Source organism: Nocardiopsis sp. EMB25, assembly GCF_026797795.1.
GTDB classification, from domain to species: Bacteria; Actinomycetota; Actinomycetes; order Streptosporangiales; family Streptosporangiaceae; genus Nocardiopsis; species Nocardiopsis lucentensis.
The window spans coordinates 869635-890656 of the sequence record NZ_JAMTDN010000001.1 but is presented as its reverse complement, the minus strand read 5'-3'; the positions used below and the strand labels follow the sequence as shown (position 1 = coordinate 890656).

General features: G+C 71.0%; 19 protein-coding genes. All 19 read right to left on the bottom strand.

Annotation, left to right across the window (positions count from 1 at the left end; translation table 11 throughout):
• Positions 1 to 84: 84 nt before the first annotated feature.
• Positions 85 to 1524, bottom strand: a complete 1440-nt coding sequence (gene der, locus KIK06_RS03810; RefSeq protein ID WP_017597218.1) for a ribosome biogenesis GTPase Der — start codon at positions 1522 to 1524, stop codon at positions 85 to 87.
• 205 nt (positions 1525 to 1729) lie between these two features.
• Positions 1730 to 2425: a (d)CMP kinase gene (cmk, locus tag KIK06_RS03805; protein WP_017597217.1), complete on the bottom strand. Its 696-nt coding sequence runs from the start codon at positions 2423 to 2425 to the stop codon at positions 1730 to 1732.
• 91 nt (positions 2426 to 2516) lie between these two features.
• Positions 2517 to 3656 (bottom strand): prephenate dehydrogenase, encoded by a 1140-nt coding sequence (locus KIK06_RS03800; protein WP_268641909.1) that lies wholly within the window; start codon positions 3654 to 3656, stop codon positions 2517 to 2519.
• A gap of 71 nt (positions 3657 to 3727) precedes the next feature.
• Complete coding sequence (gene aroH / locus KIK06_RS03795) at positions 3728 to 4090, bottom strand: chorismate mutase (protein ID WP_026127343.1); 363 nt, start codon at positions 4088 to 4090, stop codon at positions 3728 to 3730.
• A 106-nt stretch (positions 4091 to 4196) separates the two neighbouring features.
• Positions 4197 to 6041, bottom strand: a complete 1845-nt coding sequence (locus KIK06_RS03790) for a pseudouridine synthase (protein ID WP_268641908.1) — start codon at positions 6039 to 6041, stop codon at positions 4197 to 4199.
• Positions 6025 to 6618, bottom strand: coding sequence for an SMC-Scp complex subunit ScpB (scpB, locus tag KIK06_RS03785; RefSeq protein WP_268641907.1), 594 nt, complete (start codon positions 6616 to 6618; stop codon positions 6025 to 6027). Before scpB ends, KIK06_RS03790 begins: the two co-directional genes overlap by 17 nt.
• Positions 6615 to 7463 (bottom strand): segregation and condensation protein A, encoded by an 849-nt coding sequence (locus KIK06_RS03780; RefSeq protein ID WP_268641906.1) that lies wholly within the window; start codon positions 7461 to 7463, stop codon positions 6615 to 6617. The genes scpB and KIK06_RS03780 overlap by 4 nt, the downstream gene beginning before the upstream one ends.
• 115 nt (positions 7464 to 7578) lie before the next feature.
• The gene (locus KIK06_RS03775) at positions 7579 to 8004 is read right to left on the bottom strand and encodes a hypothetical protein (protein ID WP_017597209.1); all 426 of its coding nucleotides are present in this window, start codon (positions 8002 to 8004) and stop codon (positions 7579 to 7581) included.
• The gene (locus KIK06_RS03770; RefSeq protein WP_017597208.1) at positions 7977 to 8936 is read right to left on the bottom strand and encodes a ParA family protein; all 960 of its coding nucleotides are present in this window, start codon (positions 8934 to 8936) and stop codon (positions 7977 to 7979) included. The genes KIK06_RS03775 and KIK06_RS03770 overlap by 28 nt, the downstream gene beginning before the upstream one ends.
• Before the next feature lie 220 nt (positions 8937 to 9156).
• Complete coding sequence (locus KIK06_RS03765; RefSeq protein WP_442789816.1) at positions 9157 to 10170, bottom strand: site-specific tyrosine recombinase XerD; 1014 nt, start codon at positions 10168 to 10170, stop codon at positions 9157 to 9159.
• Entirely contained in the window at positions 10167 to 10823 is a 657-nt protein-coding gene (locus tag KIK06_RS03760) for an NUDIX domain-containing protein (protein WP_026127340.1), read from the bottom strand. Before KIK06_RS03760 ends, KIK06_RS03765 begins: the two co-directional genes overlap by 4 nt.
• Positions 10824 to 10862: 39 nt before the next feature.
• Positions 10863 to 12503: a CTP synthase gene (locus KIK06_RS03755; protein ID WP_083924033.1), complete on the bottom strand. Its 1641-nt coding sequence runs from the start codon at positions 12501 to 12503 to the stop codon at positions 10863 to 10865.
• A gap of 298 nt (positions 12504 to 12801) precedes the next feature.
• Entirely contained in the window at positions 12802 to 13725 is a 924-nt protein-coding gene (locus tag KIK06_RS03750; RefSeq protein WP_268641905.1) for a hydroxymethylglutaryl-CoA lyase, read from the bottom strand.
• 108 nt (positions 13726 to 13833) lie between these two features.
• On the bottom strand, positions 13834 to 14829 hold the full coding sequence (locus tag KIK06_RS03745) for a GNAT family N-acetyltransferase (RefSeq protein WP_026127338.1): 996 nt from the start codon (positions 14827 to 14829) through the stop codon (positions 13834 to 13836).
• 185 nt (positions 14830 to 15014) lie between these two features.
• Positions 15015 to 15503 carry a DUF3060 domain-containing protein gene (locus KIK06_RS03740; RefSeq protein WP_017597201.1) on the bottom strand — a complete coding sequence of 163 codons (489 nt, stop codon included), beginning with the start codon at positions 15501 to 15503 and terminating at the stop codon, positions 15015 to 15017.
• Between the two features lie 170 nt (positions 15504 to 15673).
• Entirely contained in the window at positions 15674 to 17761 is a 2088-nt protein-coding gene (uvrB, locus tag KIK06_RS03735; RefSeq protein WP_268641904.1) for an excinuclease ABC subunit UvrB, read from the bottom strand.
• Between the two features lie 107 nt (positions 17762 to 17868).
• A complete protein-coding gene (gene coaE / locus KIK06_RS03730; RefSeq protein WP_017597199.1) occupies positions 17869 to 18468 on the bottom strand; it encodes a dephospho-CoA kinase in 600 nt (199 codons plus the stop codon).
• Between the two features lie 45 nt (positions 18469 to 18513).
• Positions 18514 to 19017, bottom strand: a complete 504-nt coding sequence (locus KIK06_RS03725) for a GNAT family N-acetyltransferase (RefSeq protein ID WP_268641903.1) — start codon at positions 19015 to 19017, stop codon at positions 18514 to 18516.
• 254 nt (positions 19018 to 19271) lie between these two features.
• Positions 19272 to 20762 carry a 30S ribosomal protein S1 gene (gene rpsA / locus KIK06_RS03720; RefSeq protein ID WP_017597197.1) on the bottom strand — a complete coding sequence of 497 codons (1491 nt, stop codon included), beginning with the start codon at positions 20760 to 20762 and terminating at the stop codon, positions 19272 to 19274.
• Between the last annotated feature and the right edge of the window lie 260 nt (positions 20763 to 21022).

Here is a 21022-nt window from a genome sequence, read left to right as displayed (position 1 = left end):
ACCGCCCGTCGCCTCCCCTGGTGACGGACACGGCGAAGGGGCCGCCCGACCTCGGACGACCCCTCCCAACCGGCAGCGACGTCTCTAGCGCCGACCGCGCGGCTTGCGGTCCGGACGGACACTGCCCTTCGAGGCCCGTCCCACCGTGCCGTTCTTCTTCTCCCGGATGCGCATGCTGATGTGCACCGGCGACCCGTCGAACCCGAAATCCTCCCGCAGGCGCCGCTCGATGAAGCGCCGGTAGTTGTCCTCCAGGAACCCGGTCGTGAACAGGATGAAGTGCGGCGGACGCGCGCCCGCCTGAGTCCCGAACAGGATCTTGGGCTGCTTGCCGCCACGCACCGGCGGCGGGGTCGCCGCGACCAACTCCTTGAGCCAGTTGTTCAGCTGTCCGGTCGGGATCCGCTGCTCCCAACCGCGCAGGCTCGTCTCAATCGCCGGAACCAGCTTCTCCATGTGGCGGCCGGTCTTCGCCGAGATGTTCACCCGCGGCGCCCAGGAGACCCGCGACAGCTGGCGGTCGATCTCCTTCTCCAGGTACGTGCGGCGCTCCTCGTCGAGGACGTCCCACTTGTTGAACGCCAGCACCAGACCGCGCCCGGCCTCCACGACCTGCTCGACCACCCGGATGTCCTGCTCGGCCAGGGGCGCGCTGACATCCATCAGCACCACCGCGATCTCGGCCCGCTCCAGGGCGCTGCCGGTGCGCATCGTCGCGTAGTAGTCGGCGCCCTGCAGGGCCCGGAAACGGCGGCGGATTCCGGCGGTGTCGATGAACTTCCACGTCTGGCCGCCGAGCTCGATGAGCTCGTCGACCGCGTCGCGCGTGGTCCCGGCCACCGAGTCCACGACCACGCGGTCCTCGTCGGCCAGGCGGTTGAGCAGGCTGGACTTGCCGACGTTCGGACGGCCCAGAAGAGCGATCCGGCGCGGCCCGCCCTCCGCGTCGTCCTCGGCCTCACCCCGGGGCTGCTCGGGGAAGGCGTCAACGACCGCGTCCAGCAGGTCACCGGTACCGCGGCCGTGCAGGGCGCTGATCGGGTACGGCTGGCCCACACCCAGGTTCCACAGGGCGAGCGCGTCGGCCTCCTGCATCTCACCGTCGACCTTGTTGGCGGCCAGCACCACGGGGCGCTTCGTGTTGCGCAACACGCGTGTGACGGCGGCGTCGGCGTCGGTGATGCCCACGGTCGCGTCGACCACGAACAGGATCACGTCGGCGGTCTGCGCGGCGTACTCGGCCTGCCGGGCGACCATGGCGGCCAGGCCGCTCACACTGGTCTCCCACCCGCCGGTGTCGACCAGGGTGAACCTGGTGTTCTGCCACTCGGCGTCGTAGGCGACCCGGTCACGGGTCACACCCGGCACATCCTCCACGACCGCCTCACGGCGGCCGAGAATGCGGTTGACGAGGCTGGACTTGCCCACGTTGGGGCGGCCGACCACGGCGACCACGGGCAGGGGCGTGGCCTCCGTGCCCTCCTCGCCCTCGTAGCCGACATCGGAGACGTCGAAGTCACTCATGTACTGCTCCCGGTTCCAGGTCCCCGCGCGCCCAGGACGCGTGCCGCGAGGATCGAATGAACGCCCGGTCCCGCTCCCCGAACGGGGCCACGGTCTCGGGCGTGACGGCACGGGCGCCCACGGCACCCGTGTACTGGCCACGGAGGACACGCCTCCGCGTGCGGGCCCCCGCTCGCGGGGCACCCGCCGATGGTGTCGGCCCGGGCTACTGCTCCCGGACCTGGTCGACGAGCTTGACCACCAGCGCGACGACCTCGTCCAAGGTCAGGCCCGTGGTGTCGAGCTCGGTCGCCGACTCGGTCCGCGTCAGCGGCGAGTGCGACCGGCTGGAGTCCAACCGGTCACGCCGGGCCAGGTCGGCCTGGGTCCCGGCCACGTCGCTGGTCCGAACCTCCTTGCTGCGCCGCTGGGCACGTGCCTCGGCGCTGGCGGTCAGGTAGAGCTTGACCGGAGCGTCCGGCGCGACCACGGTCGTGATGTCGCGCCCCTCCACCACGATGCCCGCGCTTTCCGCGCGGGCGGCCGCGATGATCTCGCGCTGCCTGCGCACGAGCAGCTCACGTGCCTCGGGGACGGCGGAGACGGCCGACACGTTGTCGGTGACGTCCTTGCTCCGGATCTCGACCGCCACGTCGCGGCCGTCCACCGCCACGGTGGGAGCCGACGGATCGGTGCCCATCGTGATCCCGGGACGCTCCACGGCCGCGGCCACGGCGGCGGCGTCGTGCACGTCCACGCCCGTGTCCAGCATCCACCAGGTCAGCGCCCGGTACATGGCACCCGTGTCGAGGTACCGCAGGTCGCGCGCCTTGGCCACGCCCTTCGACGTGCTCGACTTGCCCGATCCGGAGGGGCCGTCGATCGCGACGACGATGCCCTCGGTGCTGCCCTGCGCGCTCACTGGCCCTGACTCCCGCGTACGTTCACTTCTTGCCGACGCCCCAGCGTACCCGGGCGTGGACGCGGTCCGGTACGTCCGTCCGAACCCCGGATCACCGGCCGGGGTGCACCGACCAGCCACCCTCGGCCAGCGCCCCGACGAGCGTGTTCTCGGCCTCGGGCAGGACGTACAGCTCGCACACGCCCAGCGGCAGGCCCGGTGTGTGCTCGATCCGCACGTCCTCGATGTTGACCCCCGCCTCGGCGGTCGCGGCGAACAGGTGGCCCAACGCCCCCGGTTCGTCCGGGATGACCACGGGCACGACCGTGTAGGAGGGCCGCCGCACCGCCCCGTGCTTGCCGGGCAGGCTCCCCTGACCGCCACGCCCCCGGGCGAGCACGTCACGCACCGGGGCCAGCGTCGCGTCCGTCCGGGTGTCGGGGTCCGCGCCGAACGCGCGCAGGGCCTCGGCCGTGGCGGCGAGGTCAGCGGCCACCCCCGACAGGACCTCCGCGACGGGCGCGGCGTTGTGGGTGAGAATCTCGGTCCACATCGCCGGGTCGCCCCCGGCCACGCGGGTGACGTCGCGCACCCCCTGCCCCGCCAGGGCCAGAGCCGCCTCGTCCGCGCCCAGCAGGCTGGCGGCCACGGCGGAGGAGGCCACGTGCGGAGCGTGCGAGACCAACGCCACGGCGCGGTCGTGCGCGTCGGCGTCCAGGACCCTGGGGACCGCGCCGCACATCCGCGCCAGCTCGGCGACGGTGGCGACGGTCTCGGCGTCGGCCTTGCCCGTGGGGCACAGCGCCCAGGAGCGGCCCAGGAAGAGGTCCGCGCGGGCCGCCCCGGGGCCGTGCTTCTCCCGCCCCCCCATGGGGTGACCGGGTACGAAGGTGGCCATGTCGCAGCCGAGCCGGTCCGCCCCGGCCAGCACACTGGCCTTCACGCTCGCGGCGTCGGTGTAGACGTGCGCCAGCCCCCGGTCCTGCGCGTCACGCAGGACGTCCGGGATGACGGCGGGCGGAGCGGCGATCACCGCCACGTCGGCGGGCCGGTCGTCCGCCTCGGTGAGCGGCCGACCGGCGCCCAGGTCACAGGCCAGGCGCAGCGTGTCGGGGTCAGGGTCGGACAGGGCGACGTCCACGTCGCGGGCACGCAGCGCCAGTGCCACGGAGGTCCCGATGAGTCCGGTGCCGACCACCGTGACACGGCGCACGACGGGCCGGTGTCCGGCCCCGTCCCAGCTCTCGCCCACTGCTCTTCCGTCCTCCTACACGTGCCTACCCACACCAGACTACGGCCCATCCCGGAGGGGGCGCCCCCCGATCACTGCGCGATGTCCAGGCGCAACGCCTGCGCCCCGCGCAGGTAGACGTGCTGGACCTCCGACCGGGGGAGGTCGGTCTCCACATGGGCCATGAGCCGGACCACGCGCGGCAGGGCGTGCGGGACGTCGATCTCCGCCGCGCACATCAGCGGAACGTCGGCGAAGCCGATCCTGCGCGCGGCCAGAGCGGGAAACTCACTGGTCAGATCCGGTGTGGCCGTGAACAGGACGCTGATGACGTCGTCAGTCCCCAGTCCGTTGCGCCGCATCACCTCGGAGACCAGCTCTGCCGTGGCCTCCAGCACCTGCTCCCGTTCGTCCGCGTCGACCTGCACCGCACCACGGATGGCCCGTACCGCCACGTTCGTTCCCGTCTCGTCGTCGTACCTCGGGCCGTCCTCCCGAACGAGAGGACGGCGGCCGCCACCCCGGCCGGAGAGCTGGGGCGACGACCGCCGTCAACTGTATCTACAGGCCCGCGGCCTCGTAGAGTTCGCTGACCTCACGTGAGGTCAGCGATCGCATCGTGCCCAGTTTGAGGGCGTTGAGGTCGATCGGGCCGACCTGGGTGCGCGCCAGGTCCGCGACCGGGTGGCCCACGGCCTCCATCAGACGGCGGACGATGTGCTTGCGTCCCTCGTGCAGGCGGATCTCCACCATGGCCCTGGGGTCGTCGTTGTCGACGATCCGGAAGGAGTCGACCTCGACCGGACCGTCCTCCAGCTCCACGCCCTTGCGGATCTCGCGCACCACACTGTGCGGGACCGGGCCCGGCACCTTGGCGATGTAGGTCTTGACGACCTTGTAGCGCGGGTGCGTGAGCCGGTTGGCGAGCTCTCCGTCGTTGGTGAGCAGGATGAGGCCCTCGGTCTCGGTGTCCAACCGACCCACGTGGAAGATGCGCTCGTCGGTCTGGCCGGTGTAGTCGGCCAGGGTCGGACGACCCTCGGGGTCCCACATGGTGCTGACCACGCCGCGCGGCTTGTTGAGCGCGAAGTACAGCTTGTCGGGAGCCGTGACGACGCGCATGCCGTCGACGCGGATCTCGGAGGCCTCGGGGTCGACCCGGGCACCGAACCGGCGGACGACCTGGCCGTCGACGCTCACGCGGCCGGCGGCGATCATCTCCTCGCTGGCCCTGCGGCTGGCGACACCGGCCCCGGCCAGTGCCTTCTGGAGGCGGATGCCGCCGGGCACGTCGGTGTAGGTGTCGCGGTCCTCACCGGTGTGGCGGTCCTCGTCCTTGGGGTCGTAGTCGGCGCGCAGGGCGTTGAGCCGTTCGCGCGCGGCCTTCGACAGCTGCGACTCGTTCTGGACGCCACCGGAACGAACGGTGTCACGGCGCTCAGGGGCGGGGCCGCGGCCGCCGCGGTCCTGGCGGGCGCCACCGCGCCGTTCGCGGTCACCACCGTGGGAACGGCGGTCGTCGCGGCCGTGCGGACGCCGGTCGCCTCGGTCGTCACGGCGCTGGAAGCCGCCGCGGTCGCGGTCATCGCGGAAACCACCGCGGCCCCGGTCATCGCGCTGGCCCCCACCGCGACGGTCGTCACGGCCGTGCGGACGCCGGTCACCGCGGTAGCCGCCACGGTCTTCACGCGGGCCGCGGTCACGGCGGTCACGGTCGTCACGACCGTACGAACGCCGCTCGCCGCGGTCGAAGGAACGGTCACGATCGTCCCGACCACGCAAACCCCCGCGGTCACGGTCATCACGGCGCTGGAAGCCGCCTCGGTCACGGTCGTCACGACCCTGGGGCCGACGGTCACGGTCGTACGAACGCCGGTCGTCGCGGCCGCGGAACCCCCCACGGCCCCGGTCATCGCGCTGGCCCCCACCGCGACGGTCGTCACGGCCGAACGAACGCCGGTCGTCACGGCCACGGAAGTCACGGTCGTCACGACCGTGCGAACGCCGCTCGCCGCGGTCGTCACGGAAGCCGCCGCGCCGCTCGCCGCGGTCGAAGGAACGGTCACGATCGTCCCGACCACGGAAACCCCCGCGGTCACGGTCATCACGGCGCTGGAAGCCGCCGCGGTCACGGTCGTCACGACCCTGGGGCCGACGGTCACGGTCCTCACGACCGTACGAACGCCGGTCGTCACGGCCGCGGAACCCCCCACGGCCCCGGTCCTCACGCCGGAAGGACCGGTCGCCTCCGCCTCGGAAGCCCCGGTCGTCGCGGTCGCGCCGGTCACGGTCGCCCCGACCGTGGAAGTCTCGTCCGCCACGTCGGCGGTTGTCGTTGTTGTCGCCGCGCTCACCGCGCGGGGCGTCGTCCCGCGCACCGCGGGAACTGTCATTGGGTGTGCTCACCGGTGTCGTCTAGACCTTCGATGTCGTCGGGGAGGAACGGCGCCAGATCAGGCAGCTCGTCGAGGCCGCGCAGGCCCAGCCGTTCCAGGAAATAGGAGGTGGTCCGATACAGCAGCGCGCCGGATTCGGAGTCGTGTCCGGCCTCTTCGATCAGCCCCCTCAGTACGAGGGTACGCATAACTCCGTCGCAGTTGACACCGCGAACGGCGGAGACCCTGCCGCGGGAGACCGGCTGGCGGTAGGCCACCACCGCCATCGTCTCCAGGGCGGCCTGCGTGAGGCGGACCTCCTGCCCCTCCTTGAGGAAGTGTTCGACGATGTCGGCGCACTCGGGCCGCGTGTACACGCGCCACCCGTCGGCCACCGCACGCAGATCGAAACCGCGGCCCTGCTCGGTGTATTCCCTGGCCAGCTCCTCCAGTGTCCGGGTCACCACCTCCAGGGGCACCTCCAGGGCCCGCGCCAGGTCGTACTCGGCGACCGGCTGGTCCACCACCATGAGCACCGCCTCCAGGTCGCGGCGCAGCGTCGCCGGCGCCGAGACATCCCCCACACCGGCCCTGCGATCCCCGCTCATTCGTGTTCCCCCTCGCCCGCGGCGTCGTCGTAGTCGGTCTCCACCCGAACCTCGCCCTCGCCGCCGGTCCACGTCACCGTCAGCGCGCCCAGCGGCTCCGGTTGGTCGAAGCCCACGTTCGCGGCCCGGTACAGCTCCAACAGGGCGAGGAAGCGCGCGACGACCTCGAAGGTACCGGTACACCCCTCGGTGAGTTCGGCGAACGTGAGCGTCCCGTGCTCCCGCAGCGCCGCCACGACCAGCTCGCCCTGCTCCTTGACCGACGTCTTGGTCTGATGGATGTGGGTGACCGGCACGCTCGGCGGTTCCTTGGGGGTGAACACCCGGCCCGCCAGCGCCGCGAACTCCTGCGGCCCCAACCGGAACAGCACCTCCGGCCGCAGTGCCGCGAACCGCTCCTCCAGCGGCACCGCGCGCGCGTACCGGCGGCCCTGCGACACCAGACGGTCGCTCATGACCGCCGCGACCTCCTTGTAGGCGCGGTACTGCAACAGTCGCGCGAACAGCAGGTCCCGGGCTTCCAGCAGGGCGAGGTCGGCCTCGTCCTCCACATCGCCCCGGGGCAGGAGCCGGGCCGCCTTCAGGTCCAGCAGCGTCGCCGCGACCAGCAGGAAACTGCTGGCCTGGTCCAGGTCCCACTCCTCACCGTGCTCACGGATGTGGGCGATGAACTCGTCGGTGACCCTCGACAGCGACACCTCGGTGATGTCCAGCTTGTGCTTGGAGATCAGCGCCAGCAGCAGGTCGAAGGGCCCCTCGAAGTTGTCCAGGTGCACCTGGAAGGCGTTCGGGTCGCCCTCCCCGGTCTCCTCCGGGGGCGGGTGCGCCTCCTGATCAGCCGCCATGGGGGCGGCTCCACGTCGTCTCACTCATACACACAAGGGTGTCACCGGCCAGGCTCCGCCGGTGACACCCTCGCACCGTCGGGCCCGGCGCTCCCCCTCGCACCGGGCCCGACGATCAGTCCTCGCTGAGCCGCCGCACCAGCATGCTGGACGAACCGTGCTCCTCGAAGTCGGCGAGCAGCACCGCGACGGCCTCGCGGACGAGGCGGCCGCGGTCGGCCGACAACCCGTGCTCGGCCCGCAGCGACAGCCGCGTCTGTTCCAGGGCCAGCAGCTCCGCCCCGGAGACGTACACGGTGATCTTCTCGTCGTGGCGCTGGCGGCCGCTCGGCTTGGGAGCGCGGCGCACCTTGGCGGCCCCTCCGGAGGTGCCACGCCTGCCCTTGGCGCCGCCTTCGGATCCGTCTCCCGCGGCCTCGCGCTCGGGTGCCGTGCGCTGGCGTCCGGTCGGCTCGTCCGGCTCCGCTTCGGGGCCGGAGGGGCGGAAGAACAGTTCGTCCGCCCCGGGCAGGGTCACGCGCCGTGACCGCTGAGAGGCCACCTCGCCAGCACCTCCTTGGCCAGTTCCCGGTAGGCGTTTGCGCCCGCCGAGGACGAGTCGAACCTGGTGATGGGCTCCCCCGCGACTGTGGCGTCCGGGAAGCGCACGGTCCGGTTGATGACCGTCCCGTAGACCTTGTCGCCGAAGCCGTCGACGATGGTGGACAGCACCTCACGCGCGTGCAGGGTGCGCGGGTCGTACATGGTGCCCAGGAAGCCGTCGATGACCAAGCGCTCGTTGAGGCGCTCCTGGACCTTCTGGATGGTGTCCATGAGCAGCGCCACACCACGCAGCGCGAAGAATTCGCACTCCAAGGGCACGATGACCCCGTCGGCCGCGGTGAGCGCGTTGACGGTGAGCAGGCCCAGCGACGGCTGACAGTCGATGAGCACGACGTCGTAGTCGTCGATCACCGGCCGCAGCGCCCGGCCCAACATCTGCTCGCGGGCCACCTCGCCGACCAACTGGACCTCGGCCGCGGACAGGTCGATGTTGCTCGGAATGAGATCCAGACCGTCGATGTCGGTCTTGAGCAGGACGTCCTCGACCGACACGTCCCGCTGCATCAGCAGGTTGTAGACGGTCAGGTCCAGCTCGCGCGGGTCGAGCCTGCCCAGGCCGACGGAGAGCGCGCCCTGCGGGTCGAAGTCGACCAGCAGCACCCGTCTGCCGAACTCGGCGATGGCCGCCCCGAGGTTGATGGTGGTGGTGGTCTTACCGACCCCACCCTTCTGGTTACAGAGTGCTACAATTCGTGCCGGGCCGTGTTCGTCCAGCGGCTCCGGCACCGGAAACTGGTACTCCGGTCTCTTGGTGTGCAGTTCCGCCCCCGTGTTGCGTGTCGTCCCCCAAGGGTTGCTCACCGGGTCGGCGGGGTCCTGCCCGCCGACGGGTGCGGTGTTCGCATCCGCGTCGTTCTCCGACCAGTTCACAACCCTTGACCTCCCCCACGGACCGGCCACGGCCCGAGGGGCGTTGCTCCCCTGCGCCTGGCCGCCGTCGGAAACTCAATATGTCGACAGCAACGTACCTCTGTGCGGCGACTCTAGAACGACGACACGACGCACTTCAACACGAACCAATCGAAGAAACCCCGTCGCACCCGCTCCGGCGACGGCCCCGCCCGCGCGGCATCGGGTGCCCCGCACCGGTTCAGCGCCGTGCCCGAGGGTGGCTGGACGCGTACACCTCGCGCAGGTGGTCCACGGTCACCAACGTGTAGATCTGGGTGGTGGTGACCGAACTGTGCCCCAGCAGCTCCTGGACGACCCGGATGTCGGCACCTCCGTCCAGCAGGTGGGTGGCGAAGGAGTGCCGCAGCGTGTGCGGTGAGACACCCTCGACCCCCGCCCTGTCCGCGACAGCGCTGAGGACCGCCCATCCGCCCTGCCGGGTCAGACGACCGCCGCGCGCGTTCAGGAAGACGGCGGGCCCCGACCGCCCCGACATCGCCAGCGCCGGGCGGGCCCGCACCAGGTAGGCGCCCAGCGCGCGCCGCGCGTACGAACCCAGCGGCACCAACCGCTCACGCCCGCCCTTGCCGCGAAAACGCACCAGCCCGACGCCGTCGTCCCCCTCCACGGCGTCGCCGACGTCGTCCACGTCCAACCCCACCGCCTCGGAGATCCGCGCGCCCGTACCGTAGAGCACCTCCAGCAGGGCGCGGTCGCGCAGCGCGAGCAGGGCCGCGCGGTCACCCGACACCGGGGCCTCCGCGGGAGCGGCGGCCGCCAGGAGCCGCTCCACCAGCTCCAGCGACACCGCCTTGGGCAGCCGCATGGGCGGGGCCGGCGGGACGACCTCCGCCGCCGGGTCGGTCCCCGTCCAGCCCTCTCGGACCGCGAACCGGTGCAGCCCGCGCACCGCGGCCAGCGCCCGCCCGGCGGACGCGGCGCTGAGCGGCCGGCGGTCGTCGTCGCCCTCACGTAGGGCGCGGAGGAACCCGGCCACCTGTCCGGGGCCGACGTCGGCGAGGTCGGTGACGCCCAGCGCGGACAGGTGGCCGATATAGCGGGCCAGATCACGGCGGTAGGCCAGCAGGGTGTTGTCCGCCAGCGCGCGCTCGGCGGACAGGTGGTCGAGGAAGGCCGCGCCGGCGCGCGCCAACGTCCCGGCGGCCCCGGCGGCGGAGGGAGCGGTGCCGCCCGCTTCCCCGCCCACGGTCAGCGGGCCCGGCGCAGGGACGCGAAACCATCCCGGGCGGCCTCGTGGGCGGCGAGGATACCGATGACGGTCGCTCCGTTGTGCAGAACGCCGCCCATGACCAGCCCCACCGCCTCCTCCAGGGGGACCCACTCCGCGGCCAGGTCGGTCTCCTCGTGCTGGCGGACGAAGTCGATCTCGGCGGCGGGCACCTCCGACAGGCCCCGGGCCAGGAACAGCCAGATCCGCTCGGCGGAGAACCCGGGGCTGGGGAAGAAGTCGGGAAGCTCGTACCACTCCTCGGCGCGCAGTCCCGCCTCCTCGACCAGTTCGCGCCGGGCCGTGGCCAGCGGCCCCTCCCCCGCCACGTCGATCATCCCGGCGGGCAGCTCCCACATCGTGTGGCCCGTCGCGTGGCGGTACTGGCGCTGGAGCAGTACCCGCCCGTCCCCGTCCAGTACCAGGACGGCGGCGGCCCCCGGGTGTTCCATGTAGTCGCGGGCCGCCAGGGTGGTGCCCTCCCCGTCCCCGGCGGGCATCCGCACCCAGTCCGTGCGCATGCCGCACTTGCGGCCACGGAAACGCTCCTCGGAGCGCTCCACGGGCCACGACGCGGGGGCGTCCGCGATCTTCGCGTCCGCCCCCGCCATCGTCTCCGGACGGGTGTCACCGGCCATGTGCTCGCCTCTCAGGCTCATGCCCCGCCCGGCCCAGGCTCAGGACTTCTGCCCCTCCAGGGAGGCCGAGATCAGGCCGCGGAAGAGCGGGTGCGCCTTGGTCGGACGGGAACGCAGCTCCGGGTGCGCCTGCGTCGCGACGAAGAACGGGTGCGCCTCCCGGGGCAGTTCGACGTACTCCACCAGCTTGCCATCGGGGGACAGCCCGGAGAACACCAGGCCCGCACCCTCCAGCTTGACCCGGTAGGCGTTGTTGACCTCGAAGCGGTGGCGGTGTCGCTCGGAGACCCGCTCCTCACCGTCGTAGAGCTCACGCACCAGGGTGCCCTCGCCCAGGTCGGCCGGGTACATGCCCAGCCTCATGGTGCCGCCCATGTCGCGCTCACCGGACACGACGTCGGTCTGGTCGGCCATGGTCGCGATGACCGGCTCGACGGCCTTGTCGTCGAATTCGGTGCTGTTGGCGCCCTCCAGACCGAGCACGTTCCGGGCGTACTCGATGACCATGCCCTGGAGTCCCAGGCAGATACCCAACAGGGGGATACGGTTCTCACGGGCGTAGCGGATGGCGCCGAGCTTGCCCTCGATACCGCGCACACCGAACCCGCCGGGGATGAGGATGCCGTCCGCACCGTCGAGCTCGGCGGCGGCGCCGGAGGGGCTGGCGCAGTTGTCGCTGGCGACCCAGCGGATGTTGACGTGGGTGTTGGTGGCGAAACCGCCCGCGCGCAGGGCCTCGCTCACCGAAAGGTAGGCGTCGGGCAGGTCGATGTACTTGCCGACCATGGCGATGGTGACCTCGTGGTCGGGCTGGTGCACACGGCGCAGCAGCTCGTCCCACTCGGTCCAGTCCACGTCGCGGAAGGGCATGCCCAGGCGGCGGACGACGTAGGCGTCCAGCCCCTCACGGTGCAGGACCTTGGGGATGTCGTAGATCGAGGGGGCGTCAGGGGTGGAGACCACACCGGCCTCGTCCACGTCGCACATGAGGCTGATCTTGGACTTGAGGCTCTGGGTGATGGGCCGGTCCGAACGGCACACGATCGCGTCGGGCTGGATACCGATGCTGCGCAGCGCGGCCACGGAGTGCTGGGTCGGCTTGGTCTTCATCTCCCCGGACGGACCGAGGAACGGGATCAGGGACACGTGCAGGAAGAAGCAGTTGTCCCGGCCGATCTCGTGGCGGATCTGGCGGACCGCCTCCAGGAAGGGCTGTGACTCGATGTCGCCGACCGTGCCGCCGATCTCCGTGATGACGATGTCGACGTCGGGCGCGTCCATCGCGTAGATGCGCGACTTGATCTCGTTGGTGATGTGCGGGATGACCTGCACGGTGTCACCGAGGTAGGCGCCCTGGCGCTCCTTGGCGATGACGCTGGAGTAGATCTGGCCGGTCGTGACGTTGGCCGAGGCGGACAGCTCGGTGTCCAGGAACCGCTCGTAGTGGCCCACGTCCAGGTCGGTCTCAGCGCCGTCGTCGGTGACGAAGACCTCGCCGTGCTGGAAGGGGTTCATCGTCCCCGGGTCGACGTTGAGGTAGGGGTCCAGCTTCTGCATGGTGACCCGCAGACCACGCGACTTCAGGAGTCGGCCCAGGCTGGAGGCGGTCAGCCCCTTGCCAAGACTGGAGGCGACGCCGCCAGTAACGAAAATGTGCTTGGTACTCGCGGCGGATGCCAAAGTGATGCTCCCGTGGGTTGAGTGGCTACGGCGGACTCGGGTGAACTGAGCGGCCGTGCGGCGGTCCGGTGCCGAGCGGTAGATCCTCGCCCAGGTCCGTCGGACTCCACGGGGCACCAGGATAACAGGCCCCCCGCGCGCCTACACCTGGGAACGCCAGGTGCCGCATCGGTGTTCCGCCTCCGACCTGGACGGATCCACCGACCCCGCGCGGCGGCGGGCGTTGCCGCCCCACCGCGCGGCCTCCCCGCCGCGACCAACACCACACGCGGCCCGGACCCTGGGTCCGGGCCCGGGATCACACCGGAAAGCCCCCGGCCCGCCCCAGGTAGGCGGGCGGCCGCTTGCCCAGGCGCTCACCCATCCAGTCACCCAGCGCCGCCGCCTCCGCCAGGTCCACGCCCGTGCGCAGCCCGCTGCGGTGCAGCATGTACAACAGGTCCTCGGTGGCGATGTTGCCGGTCGCCGCGGGCGCGAACGGGCAACCGCCGAAGCCGCCCAGGCTGGAGTCGAGCACGCGCACACCGCCGTCCACCGCGGCGAGCGCGTTCGCGTAGCCGGTGTTACGGGTGTTGTGGAAGTGGCAGCGCAGCGCCCGTCCGCCCGCGACCGGGCCGACCGCACGCAGCAGTTCGGACACCTGGCGCGGCACACCCACACCGATCGTGTCGGCCAGGGCGATCTCCACCGCACCGGTCTCGGCGATCCGCCGCACCACCTCCACGACCCGCCCCGGGGCGACCTCACCGTCGAACGGACAGCCGAACGCCGTCGAGACCGTCACACTCAACGGGATGCCCGTACCGGCCAGGTCGGAGTCGATCGCGGCCAGCACGTCCAACATCTCGTCGACCGAGCACCCCTGGTTGCGCGTGCAGAACCCGTCCGTGGCGGGCACCGCCACGTTGACCTCCGACACCTTCGCGGCCACCGCGCGCTCCAGACCGCGCCGGTTGAGCACCAGGCCGATGTGGGACACCCCCGGGGCGCGGCGCACACCCGCCATGACCTCCTCGGCCCCCGCCATCTGCGGCACCCGTTTCGGGTTGACGAAGCTGACCGCCTCGATCCGCCGCACACCGGCGTCCACCGCCCGGTCGATCAGCTCGATCCGGTCCTCGACCGACAGCACGGTGTCTTCGTTCTGGAGGCCGTCACGCGGCCCCACCTCGACGATCTCCACGTGCTCCGCGCCCTCGGACCCGCGCTCGTCCACAGCCATCGGTCCACCTCTCCCACGCCCCATCGCGTCCTGCGGCCAGGCTAACGGAGCGCCCCGCGCCGCGACCGAACCGGGGTGACCCCCGCCACTCCGGACGCGGCGCGGCGGTCAGCGCAGGGCCAGGGCCGGACGGACCTCCCAGGTCGTCCACACCGGCCGGTAGCCCATCCGGTGCCAGAACGGCCCCGACAGCGGGTTCATCGCCGCGTAGTTGAGCACGGACACGCCCACGCCGTGACTGTCCAGCGCCTGGTGGGCCTGGCCGACCAAGGCGGTACCGATCCCGTTGCCACGCTCGGAGGCGGTCACCACGCCGTAGCCGATGTGCGCGATCGGGCGCGCGTTGACCAGGGACTTGGCCCACCGCGACCGTTCCGGGGGCGAGACCCACAACAGGCCCACGGCCCGGCCGCGTCGCTCCGCCAGCCAGATCCACGAACGGGACCGGTCCAGCGCCCGCGCCGCGACCTTGCGGGTCTGCTCGGCGGTGTCCGGCTGCAGGAACACTCCACCGAAGTGCTGCTCGTAGCGGTGCTCCTCCATGAGCAGGGTGACGACCTGGGTGAGGTCGCTGCGGTCGGCCAACCGGATGGTCACGTCGCGCGGGGGCAGCGACGGGGGCACCCCACGGCGGCGCTGACGGGCGGCCAGCACCGTGTAGGGCTGGAGGCCGTGCCGCTGGAGCGGGATGATCCCGCACACGTCGCGGGCGGGCCAGCTGACCAGGGCGGCCGACTCCGAACCGGTACCGGTCGGCAGCTCCTCCAGCTGGTCACGCCAGCTCGTGAGGAGGGAGTCCAGGGCGCGGCCGGGGTCGGGCCCGCCGACGATGGGGGTGAGCCAGTGCTGGTCGGGCACCCCCCAGATCCGGCCGACCTCGCCGGGCTGGTACCAGGTGTAGTGCATGCTCCCGGCCGCGACGGTGTTGCCTTCCTCGTCGCTGACCGTCACGAGCGGGGAGGAACCGGGGGCGAAGCCCACGGGTTCGGGCAGCAGCGGGTCGGTCGCGGCCCAACGCTGGGCGGCGGACCGCACCAGCGGGTCCAGCCCGAGATCGCCCCCGGGCGACTCGTCGTGCCGCACCCGCGCCACATATCCGCTCATCCACCCCTCCCCTAGCGGGTCTCTCGCCCGGAGCACTCCATGACGGGCCGGTCGCCTCGCCCGTCCCCGCGGATCCACCCCGCGCGGACGTGCCCGTCCGGTCCATCACCCGTGCCCCGGTTTCGTATGGGCACGGACGCGCACCACGGTAACGGATCCCAGGTAGCCCGCGGGTGTCGGGGCGGTCAATCCGCGGACACGGAAGTCCCGTCCTCGTCGACGGTCCGACGCGGCGACGCGGTGGCCACCCCGCCCTCGACGACCGAGGTGTTGCGCCCGTGGTTGATCACCTCGGGCTCCCCCGCCGCGAAGGAGACCGTGTTGTCCACTCCCACCAGCACGATCCGTTCGGCCGACCCGACGTCCACGGTGGTGCCCCGGCCGGTGGCCCTGACCAGGCCGCACGCCCCGTCCAGGACGACGACGGCGTCATCGGCGCTGACCACGATCTCACGGTCGCCGCAGTCCTGGCGGACCTCGGCCCCGTCGTCGGCCACCACCAGCGTGTCCTCGTCACTGACGGGCCCCGGGGAGGGATCAGCTCCGGTCGGCGCACCCGAGACGTCCGAAGAGTCGGCGGCCTCGGCCCCTCCCCTGACCAGGGAACAACCGCCTACCAGGAAAGACGTTCCGACGAGGAGGACACCCGTCGTCGCCAACAGCTGAACCTTCATGGACTCCCCCGCGACCGGATATCCGGAATGTACGACATGACCCTGGTCGACCCCAAGGGTATGTCACGCGAAGGTAACCACGCGACCCACTCGTTGTACGAACGTTCTCAATCTGATACCTCACGAGGGTGGCGACACGCCGGAAAAGGCCCACCCCGCAGGGCCCGCCGTCACTTCACCCCGGCCTCGTCCATGCCGCGAAGCTCACGCTTCAATTCCTTGATCTCGTCCCGCAACCGGGCCGCCAGCTCGAACTGGAGGTCGGTCGCGGCCTGGTGCATCTGGGCGCTCAACTGGTCGATCAGCCCGGCCAGCTCCGCGCGCGGCATGCTCTTCGTGTCCACCGCGCGTTCACCCAGCGCGGGTACCGGAGCGGACTCGCCCTTACGGTACCCCGTCGCCATGAGCTCCTCAGTGTCGACATCCTCCCTGTTCAGAGAGTCGAGGATGTCCGCGATCTGCTTGCGCAGCGGCGTGGGGTCGATCCCGTGCTCGGCGTTGTAGGCCAACTGCTTGTCCCGGCGCCGGTTGGTCTCGTCGATCGCCGCCCGCATCGAGTCGGTCACGTGGTCCGCGTACATGTGCACCTGACCGGCGACGTTGCGTGCGGCGCGACCGATCGTCTGAATCAGGGAGGTCTCCGACCGCAGGAACCCCTCCTTGTCAGCGTCCAGGATCGCCACCAGCGACACCTCGGGCAGATCCAGCCCCTCACGCAGCAGGTTGATGCCCACCAGCACGTCGAACTCGCCCACGCGCAGCTCACGCAGCAACTCCACCCGCCGCAGCGTGTCGACCTCGCTGTGCAGGTAGCGCACCCGGATGCCCAGCTCCGCGAAGTAGTCGGTCAGGTCCTCGGCCATCTTCTTGGTCAGCGTCGTGACCAGCACCCGCTCCTGGCGCTCGGCGCGCTCCCGGATCTCGTGCACCAGGTCGTCGATCTGCCCGTCGGTCGGCTTGACCAGCACCTCCGGGTCGACCAGCCCCGTCGGACGGATCACCTGCTCCACCACGTCACCGGCGCCCTGCCGCAGCTCGTACCGGCCCGGCGTCGCCGACAGGTACACCGTCTGCCCGATCCGCTCAGTGAACTCCTCCCACTTCAGCGGGCGGTTGTCCAGCGCCGACGGCAGACGGAACCCGTGGTCGACCAGCGTGCGCTTGCGCGCCGCGTCACCCTCGTACATGGCGCCGATCTGCGGGACCGTCACGTGCGACTCGTCCAGGACCAACAGGAAGTCCTCGGGGAAGTAGTCCAGCAACGTGTTCGGCGGGCTGCCCTGCTCACGACCGTCGAAGTGGCGGGAGTAGTTCTCGATCCCCGAACACGTCCCCAGCTGCCGCATCATCTCCAGGTCGTGCGTGGTGCGCATCCGTAGCCGCTGCGCCTCCAGAAGCTTGCCCTGGCCCTCCAACTCGGCCAGCCGCTCCCCCAACTCGGCCTCGATCGAGGCGACGGCGCGCTCCGTGCGCTCCTCTCCGGCCACGTAGTGCGACGCCGGGAAGATGAACATCTCCCGGCTCTCCCCCAGCACCTCTCCGGTCAACGGGTGCAGGGTCATCAACCGCTCCACCTCGTCACCGAACATCTCGATGCGGATCGCCAGCTCCTCATACACCGGGATGATCTCGATGGTGTCGCCGCGCACACGGAACGTGCCCCGGGTGAACGCGGTGTCGTTACGGGAGTACTGCATCTCCACCAACCGGCGCAGCAGCTCGTCGCGGTCCACCTCCATGCCCACCGACAGCTGCGCCATCCGGTCCACGTACTCCTGCGGCGTGCCCAGACCGTAGATGCACGACACCGACGCCACCACGATCGTGTCCCGGCGCGTGAGCAGCGAGTTGGTCGCCGAGTGACGCAGTCGCTCCACCTCGTCGTTGATCGACGAGTCCTTCTCGATGTAGGTGTCGCTCTGCGGGACGTAGGCCTCGGGCTGGTAGTAGTCGTAGTACGAGACGAAGTACTCGACCGCGTTGTTCGGCAGCATCTGCCGCAGCTCGTTGGCGAACTGCGCCGCCAGCGTCTTGTTCGGCTGCATCACCAGCGTCGGACGCTGGAGCCGCTCCACCGTCCACGCCACGGTCGCCGTCTTACCCGTACCCGTCGCGCCCAGCAGGACGGTGTGCGCGTCGCCCGACTCCACCCGCCGCGTGATCTCGGCGATCGCCCCGGGCTGGTCTCCCGCCGGGGTCATCTCCGAGACGACCTCGAACGGTGCCTCGCTGCGCTTGATGTCGCTGACCGGTCGCACGTCGCCACTCCTCGCCTCACCCACGCCTGCCTTCCCTCCAACGCTACCGACCGCCCCCGACATCCCGTGCCCGCCAAGAACACGGAGGCGGTGGCGAGGGGGAGGGCTCAGGCGCGCTCCAGCAACTCCTTCCACACCTCGGCGACCCGCGCCGCCAACTCCTCGCGCGTCCCCGAGTTGTCCACCACCAGATCCGCCGCGGCCAACCGGGTCTCCCGGTCCGCCTGCGCCCGGATCCGCGCCCACACCTGGTCACGCGGCATGCCCCGGTCGGCGGCCACCCTCTCCACACGTGTCCCGTCGGGGGTGTCCACCACGACCACCACGTCGTAGAGGGAGCCCAGATCGTTCTCCACCAGCAGCGGGACGTCATAGACGACGACCCGCGCACCGGCCGCCCGCGCCCGCTCCATCAGCTCGGCGCTGCGCTCCCCCACCCGAGGGTGCACGATCGCGTTGAGCCGGGCCAACCGCTCCTCGTCCGCGAAGACGATCTCCCCGAGTCTGGCCCGGTCCAGGCGCCCGTCCGGGGCGAGCACCCCCTCACCGAACTCCGCGACGACCGCGGCCAGCCCCTCCGTGCCGGGTTCGACCACCTCTCGCGCGATCGCGTCGGCGTCGATGACCGTCGCGCCCAGGCGCGCCAGTTCCGCCGAGACCGCGCTCTTACCGGAGCCGATTCCCCCGGTCAGTCCCACTGTCAGCATGCCACCGACCCTAGGGCACGCCCCCGGGCCGCCCGCGACCGACCGTCACACCGGCTCGGTGGACGCCCCCACCGGGACCAGTTCCTTGCGCATGTGCACCATCACCAGGTGGTCGGCGACCCGCTCGCGGTGCGTCTCGGCATAGCCGCGCTCGCGGTACAGGCGCTGCTGGTCGGCGCTCTGCGCACCGGTGAACAGGGTCAGGGCGGTCAGTCCGGGACTGTGGACGCGCAACCCCTCCTCCACCGCGGACAGCAGAGCCCGGGCGACCCCCTGGCGGCGCTGGTCGGGGGCGACGGCCAGGCGGCCGATCACCCCGTGCGCGCCGGCCGTACTCGCGCGCACGGCCCCGACGATCCGGGCCCCGCGGACGGCCTTGAGGACGAGCACGCCCTCGTCCCGCAGGAGCCGGTCGATCCGGTCCAGGCCCTCGGTGAGCGGAAGGATGAAAGGGTCGCCGTAGGCCTGCGCCTCATCGACGAACGCCGCGCGCTGGAGCGTCAGGAGCTCGCCGGCGTCGGCGGGGGTGGCCGGGTGGATGTCGAACACGTCGCCTCCTCGTGGAGCGAGTCTTCCACAGGAACGCTCCTGACCGTGCCTCATCCACCGGTCCCGTCCCGGATCAGGCCCGCCGGGGATCGGGGCGTGTCCGACCGCTGCGCGCGTCCCAGGGGAGCGGAGGGGCGTGAGGAAGGCCGGGACCCACACGACGAAGGGCCGCCCCCGTGTGGGGACGGCCCTTCGGGGCTGTCAGAAGGTCCTCACGGACCTACTGGCCGGGCTGGTCAAGCCCGGCCCTCTGATCAGGCCTCGCCACCCGCGAGCTTCTCGCGGAGGGCGGCCAGCGCCTCGTCGGAGGCGAGGGCGCCGCTGCTGGAGTCGGAGCCGGTCGTGGTGCCGCTCTGGCCACCGCCGGTGTACTCCTCCTCGGCCTCCTCGGCCGGGGCGTTGGCGGCGTCGGCCTCGGCCGCACGGGCCTCCTCGACCTGCTTGCGGTGCGCCTCGAAGCGGGCCTGCGCCTCGGCGTAGCTGCGCTCCCACTCGTCGCGCTGGGCCTCGAAGCCCTCGAGCCACTCGCCGCTCTCGGCGTCGAAGCCCTCCGGGTACTTGTAGTTGCCCTGCTCGTCGTACTCGGCGGCCATGCCGTAGAGGGTCGGGTCGAACTCCTCCTGGCCCGGCTCGACGGCCTCGTTGGCCTGCTTCAGCGAGAGGCTGATGCGGCGGCGGTCGAGGTCGATGTCGATGATCTTGACGAAGATCTCGGTGCCGACCTGGACGACCTGCTCGGGCACCTCGACGTGGCGCTCGGCCAGCTCGGAGATGTGGACCAGGCCCTCGATGCCCTCCTCGACGCGCACGAACGCACCGAACGGAACCAGCTTGGTGACCTTGCCGGGAACGACCTGGCCGATCTGGTGGGTCCGGGCGAACTGCTGCCACGGGTCTTCCTGGGTCGCCTTGAGCGACAGGGAGACGCGCTCGCGCTCCATGTCCACGTCGAGGACCTCGACGGTGACCTCCTGGCCGACCTCGACGACCTCGCTCGGGTGGTCGATGTGCTTCCAGGACAGCTCGGAGACGTGCACCAGACCGTCGACGCCGCCCAGGTCCACGAAGGCACCGAAGTTGACGATCGAGGAGACGACGCCCTTGCGGATCTGACCCTTCTGGAGGGTGTTGAGGAAGGTCTGACGCACCTCGGACTGCGTCTGCTCCAGCCAGGCACGGCGGGACAGGACCACGTTGTTGCGGTTCTTGTCCAGCTCGATGATCTTGGCCTCGAGCTCGCGGCCGACGTAGGGCTGAAGGTCGCGCACGCGGCGCATCTCGACCAGGGAGGCGGGCAGGAAGCCGCGCAGGCCGATGTCGAGGATGAGACCACCCTTGACGACCTCGATGACGGTGCCGGTGACGACGCCGTCCTCCTCCTTGATCTTCTCGATCGTGCCCCAGGCGCGCTCGTACTGGGCGCGCTTCTTGGACAGGATCAGGCGGCCTTCCTTGTCCTCCTTCTGGAGGACAAGGGCCTCGACCTGATCGCCGACGGCGACGACCTCACCGGGGTCGACGTCGTGCTTGATCGACAGCTCCCGGGAGGGGATGACACCCTCGGTCTTGTAACCGATGTCGAGCAAGACCTCGTCTCGATCGACCTTCACGATGGTGCCCTCGACAATGTCACCGTCGTTGAAGTACTTGATGGTCTCGTCGATCGCCGCGAGGAAGGCTTCCTCGGACCCGATGTCGTCGACCGCTACCTGGGGTGTCGAGGTGGCCTCGGTGCTGCTCGTCATTTGTGGGTGGACTCCGGATACGGACAGGTTCAGAAAATGGGCACGCCGCGAGTTCGAGCCCGTCGATCCGTCGTCCAGAAGTGAGAACCGCAGTCACGGAAGGCGGAACCATCCGTGGCCACAGGCCGCCGGGTCCAGAGTGTTGACCGAAGCGGTGCGATCATCGAACCCCGAACCGGGGACGACAGACGCCCGCACGAACCCACAACGCTCTGGCCAGAATATGAGACATGGGCGTCCTGGTCAATCGGAACCCAGGG

What these genes read in the sequence shown, in the direction of transcription:
- der (WP_017597218.1), bottom strand. Translation starts at nt 1,524, where the DNA reads ATGAGTGACTTCGACGTCTCCGATGTCGGCTACGAGGGCGAGGAGGGC.
- scpB (WP_268641907.1), bottom strand. Translation starts at nt 6,618, where the DNA reads ATGAGCGGGGATCGCAGGGCCGGTGTGGGGGATGTCTCGGCGCCGGCG.
- KIK06_RS03780 (WP_268641906.1), bottom strand. Translation starts at nt 7,463, where the DNA reads ATGGCGGCTGATCAGGAGGCGCACCCGCCCCCGGAGGAGACCGGGGAG.
- KIK06_RS03760 (WP_026127340.1), bottom strand. Translation starts at nt 10,823, where the DNA reads ATGGCCGGTGACACCCGTCCGGAGACGATGGCGGGGGCGGACGCGAAG.
- KIK06_RS03750 (WP_268641905.1), bottom strand. Translation starts at nt 13,725, where the DNA reads ATGGCTGTGGACGAGCGCGGGTCCGAGGGCGCGGAGCACGTGGAGATC.
- KIK06_RS03745 (WP_026127338.1), bottom strand. Translation starts at nt 14,829, where the DNA reads ATGAGCGGATATGTGGCGCGGGTGCGGCACGACGAGTCGCCCGGGGGC.
- KIK06_RS03740 (WP_017597201.1), bottom strand. Translation starts at nt 15,503, where the DNA reads ATGAAGGTTCAGCTGTTGGCGACGACGGGTGTCCTCCTCGTCGGAACG.
- coaE (WP_017597199.1), bottom strand. Translation starts at nt 18,468, where the DNA reads ATGCTGACAGTGGGACTGACCGGGGGAATCGGCTCCGGTAAGAGCGCG.
- rpsA (WP_017597197.1), bottom strand. Translation starts at nt 20,762, where the DNA reads ATGACGAGCAGCACCGAGGCCACCTCGACACCCCAGGTAGCGGTCGAC.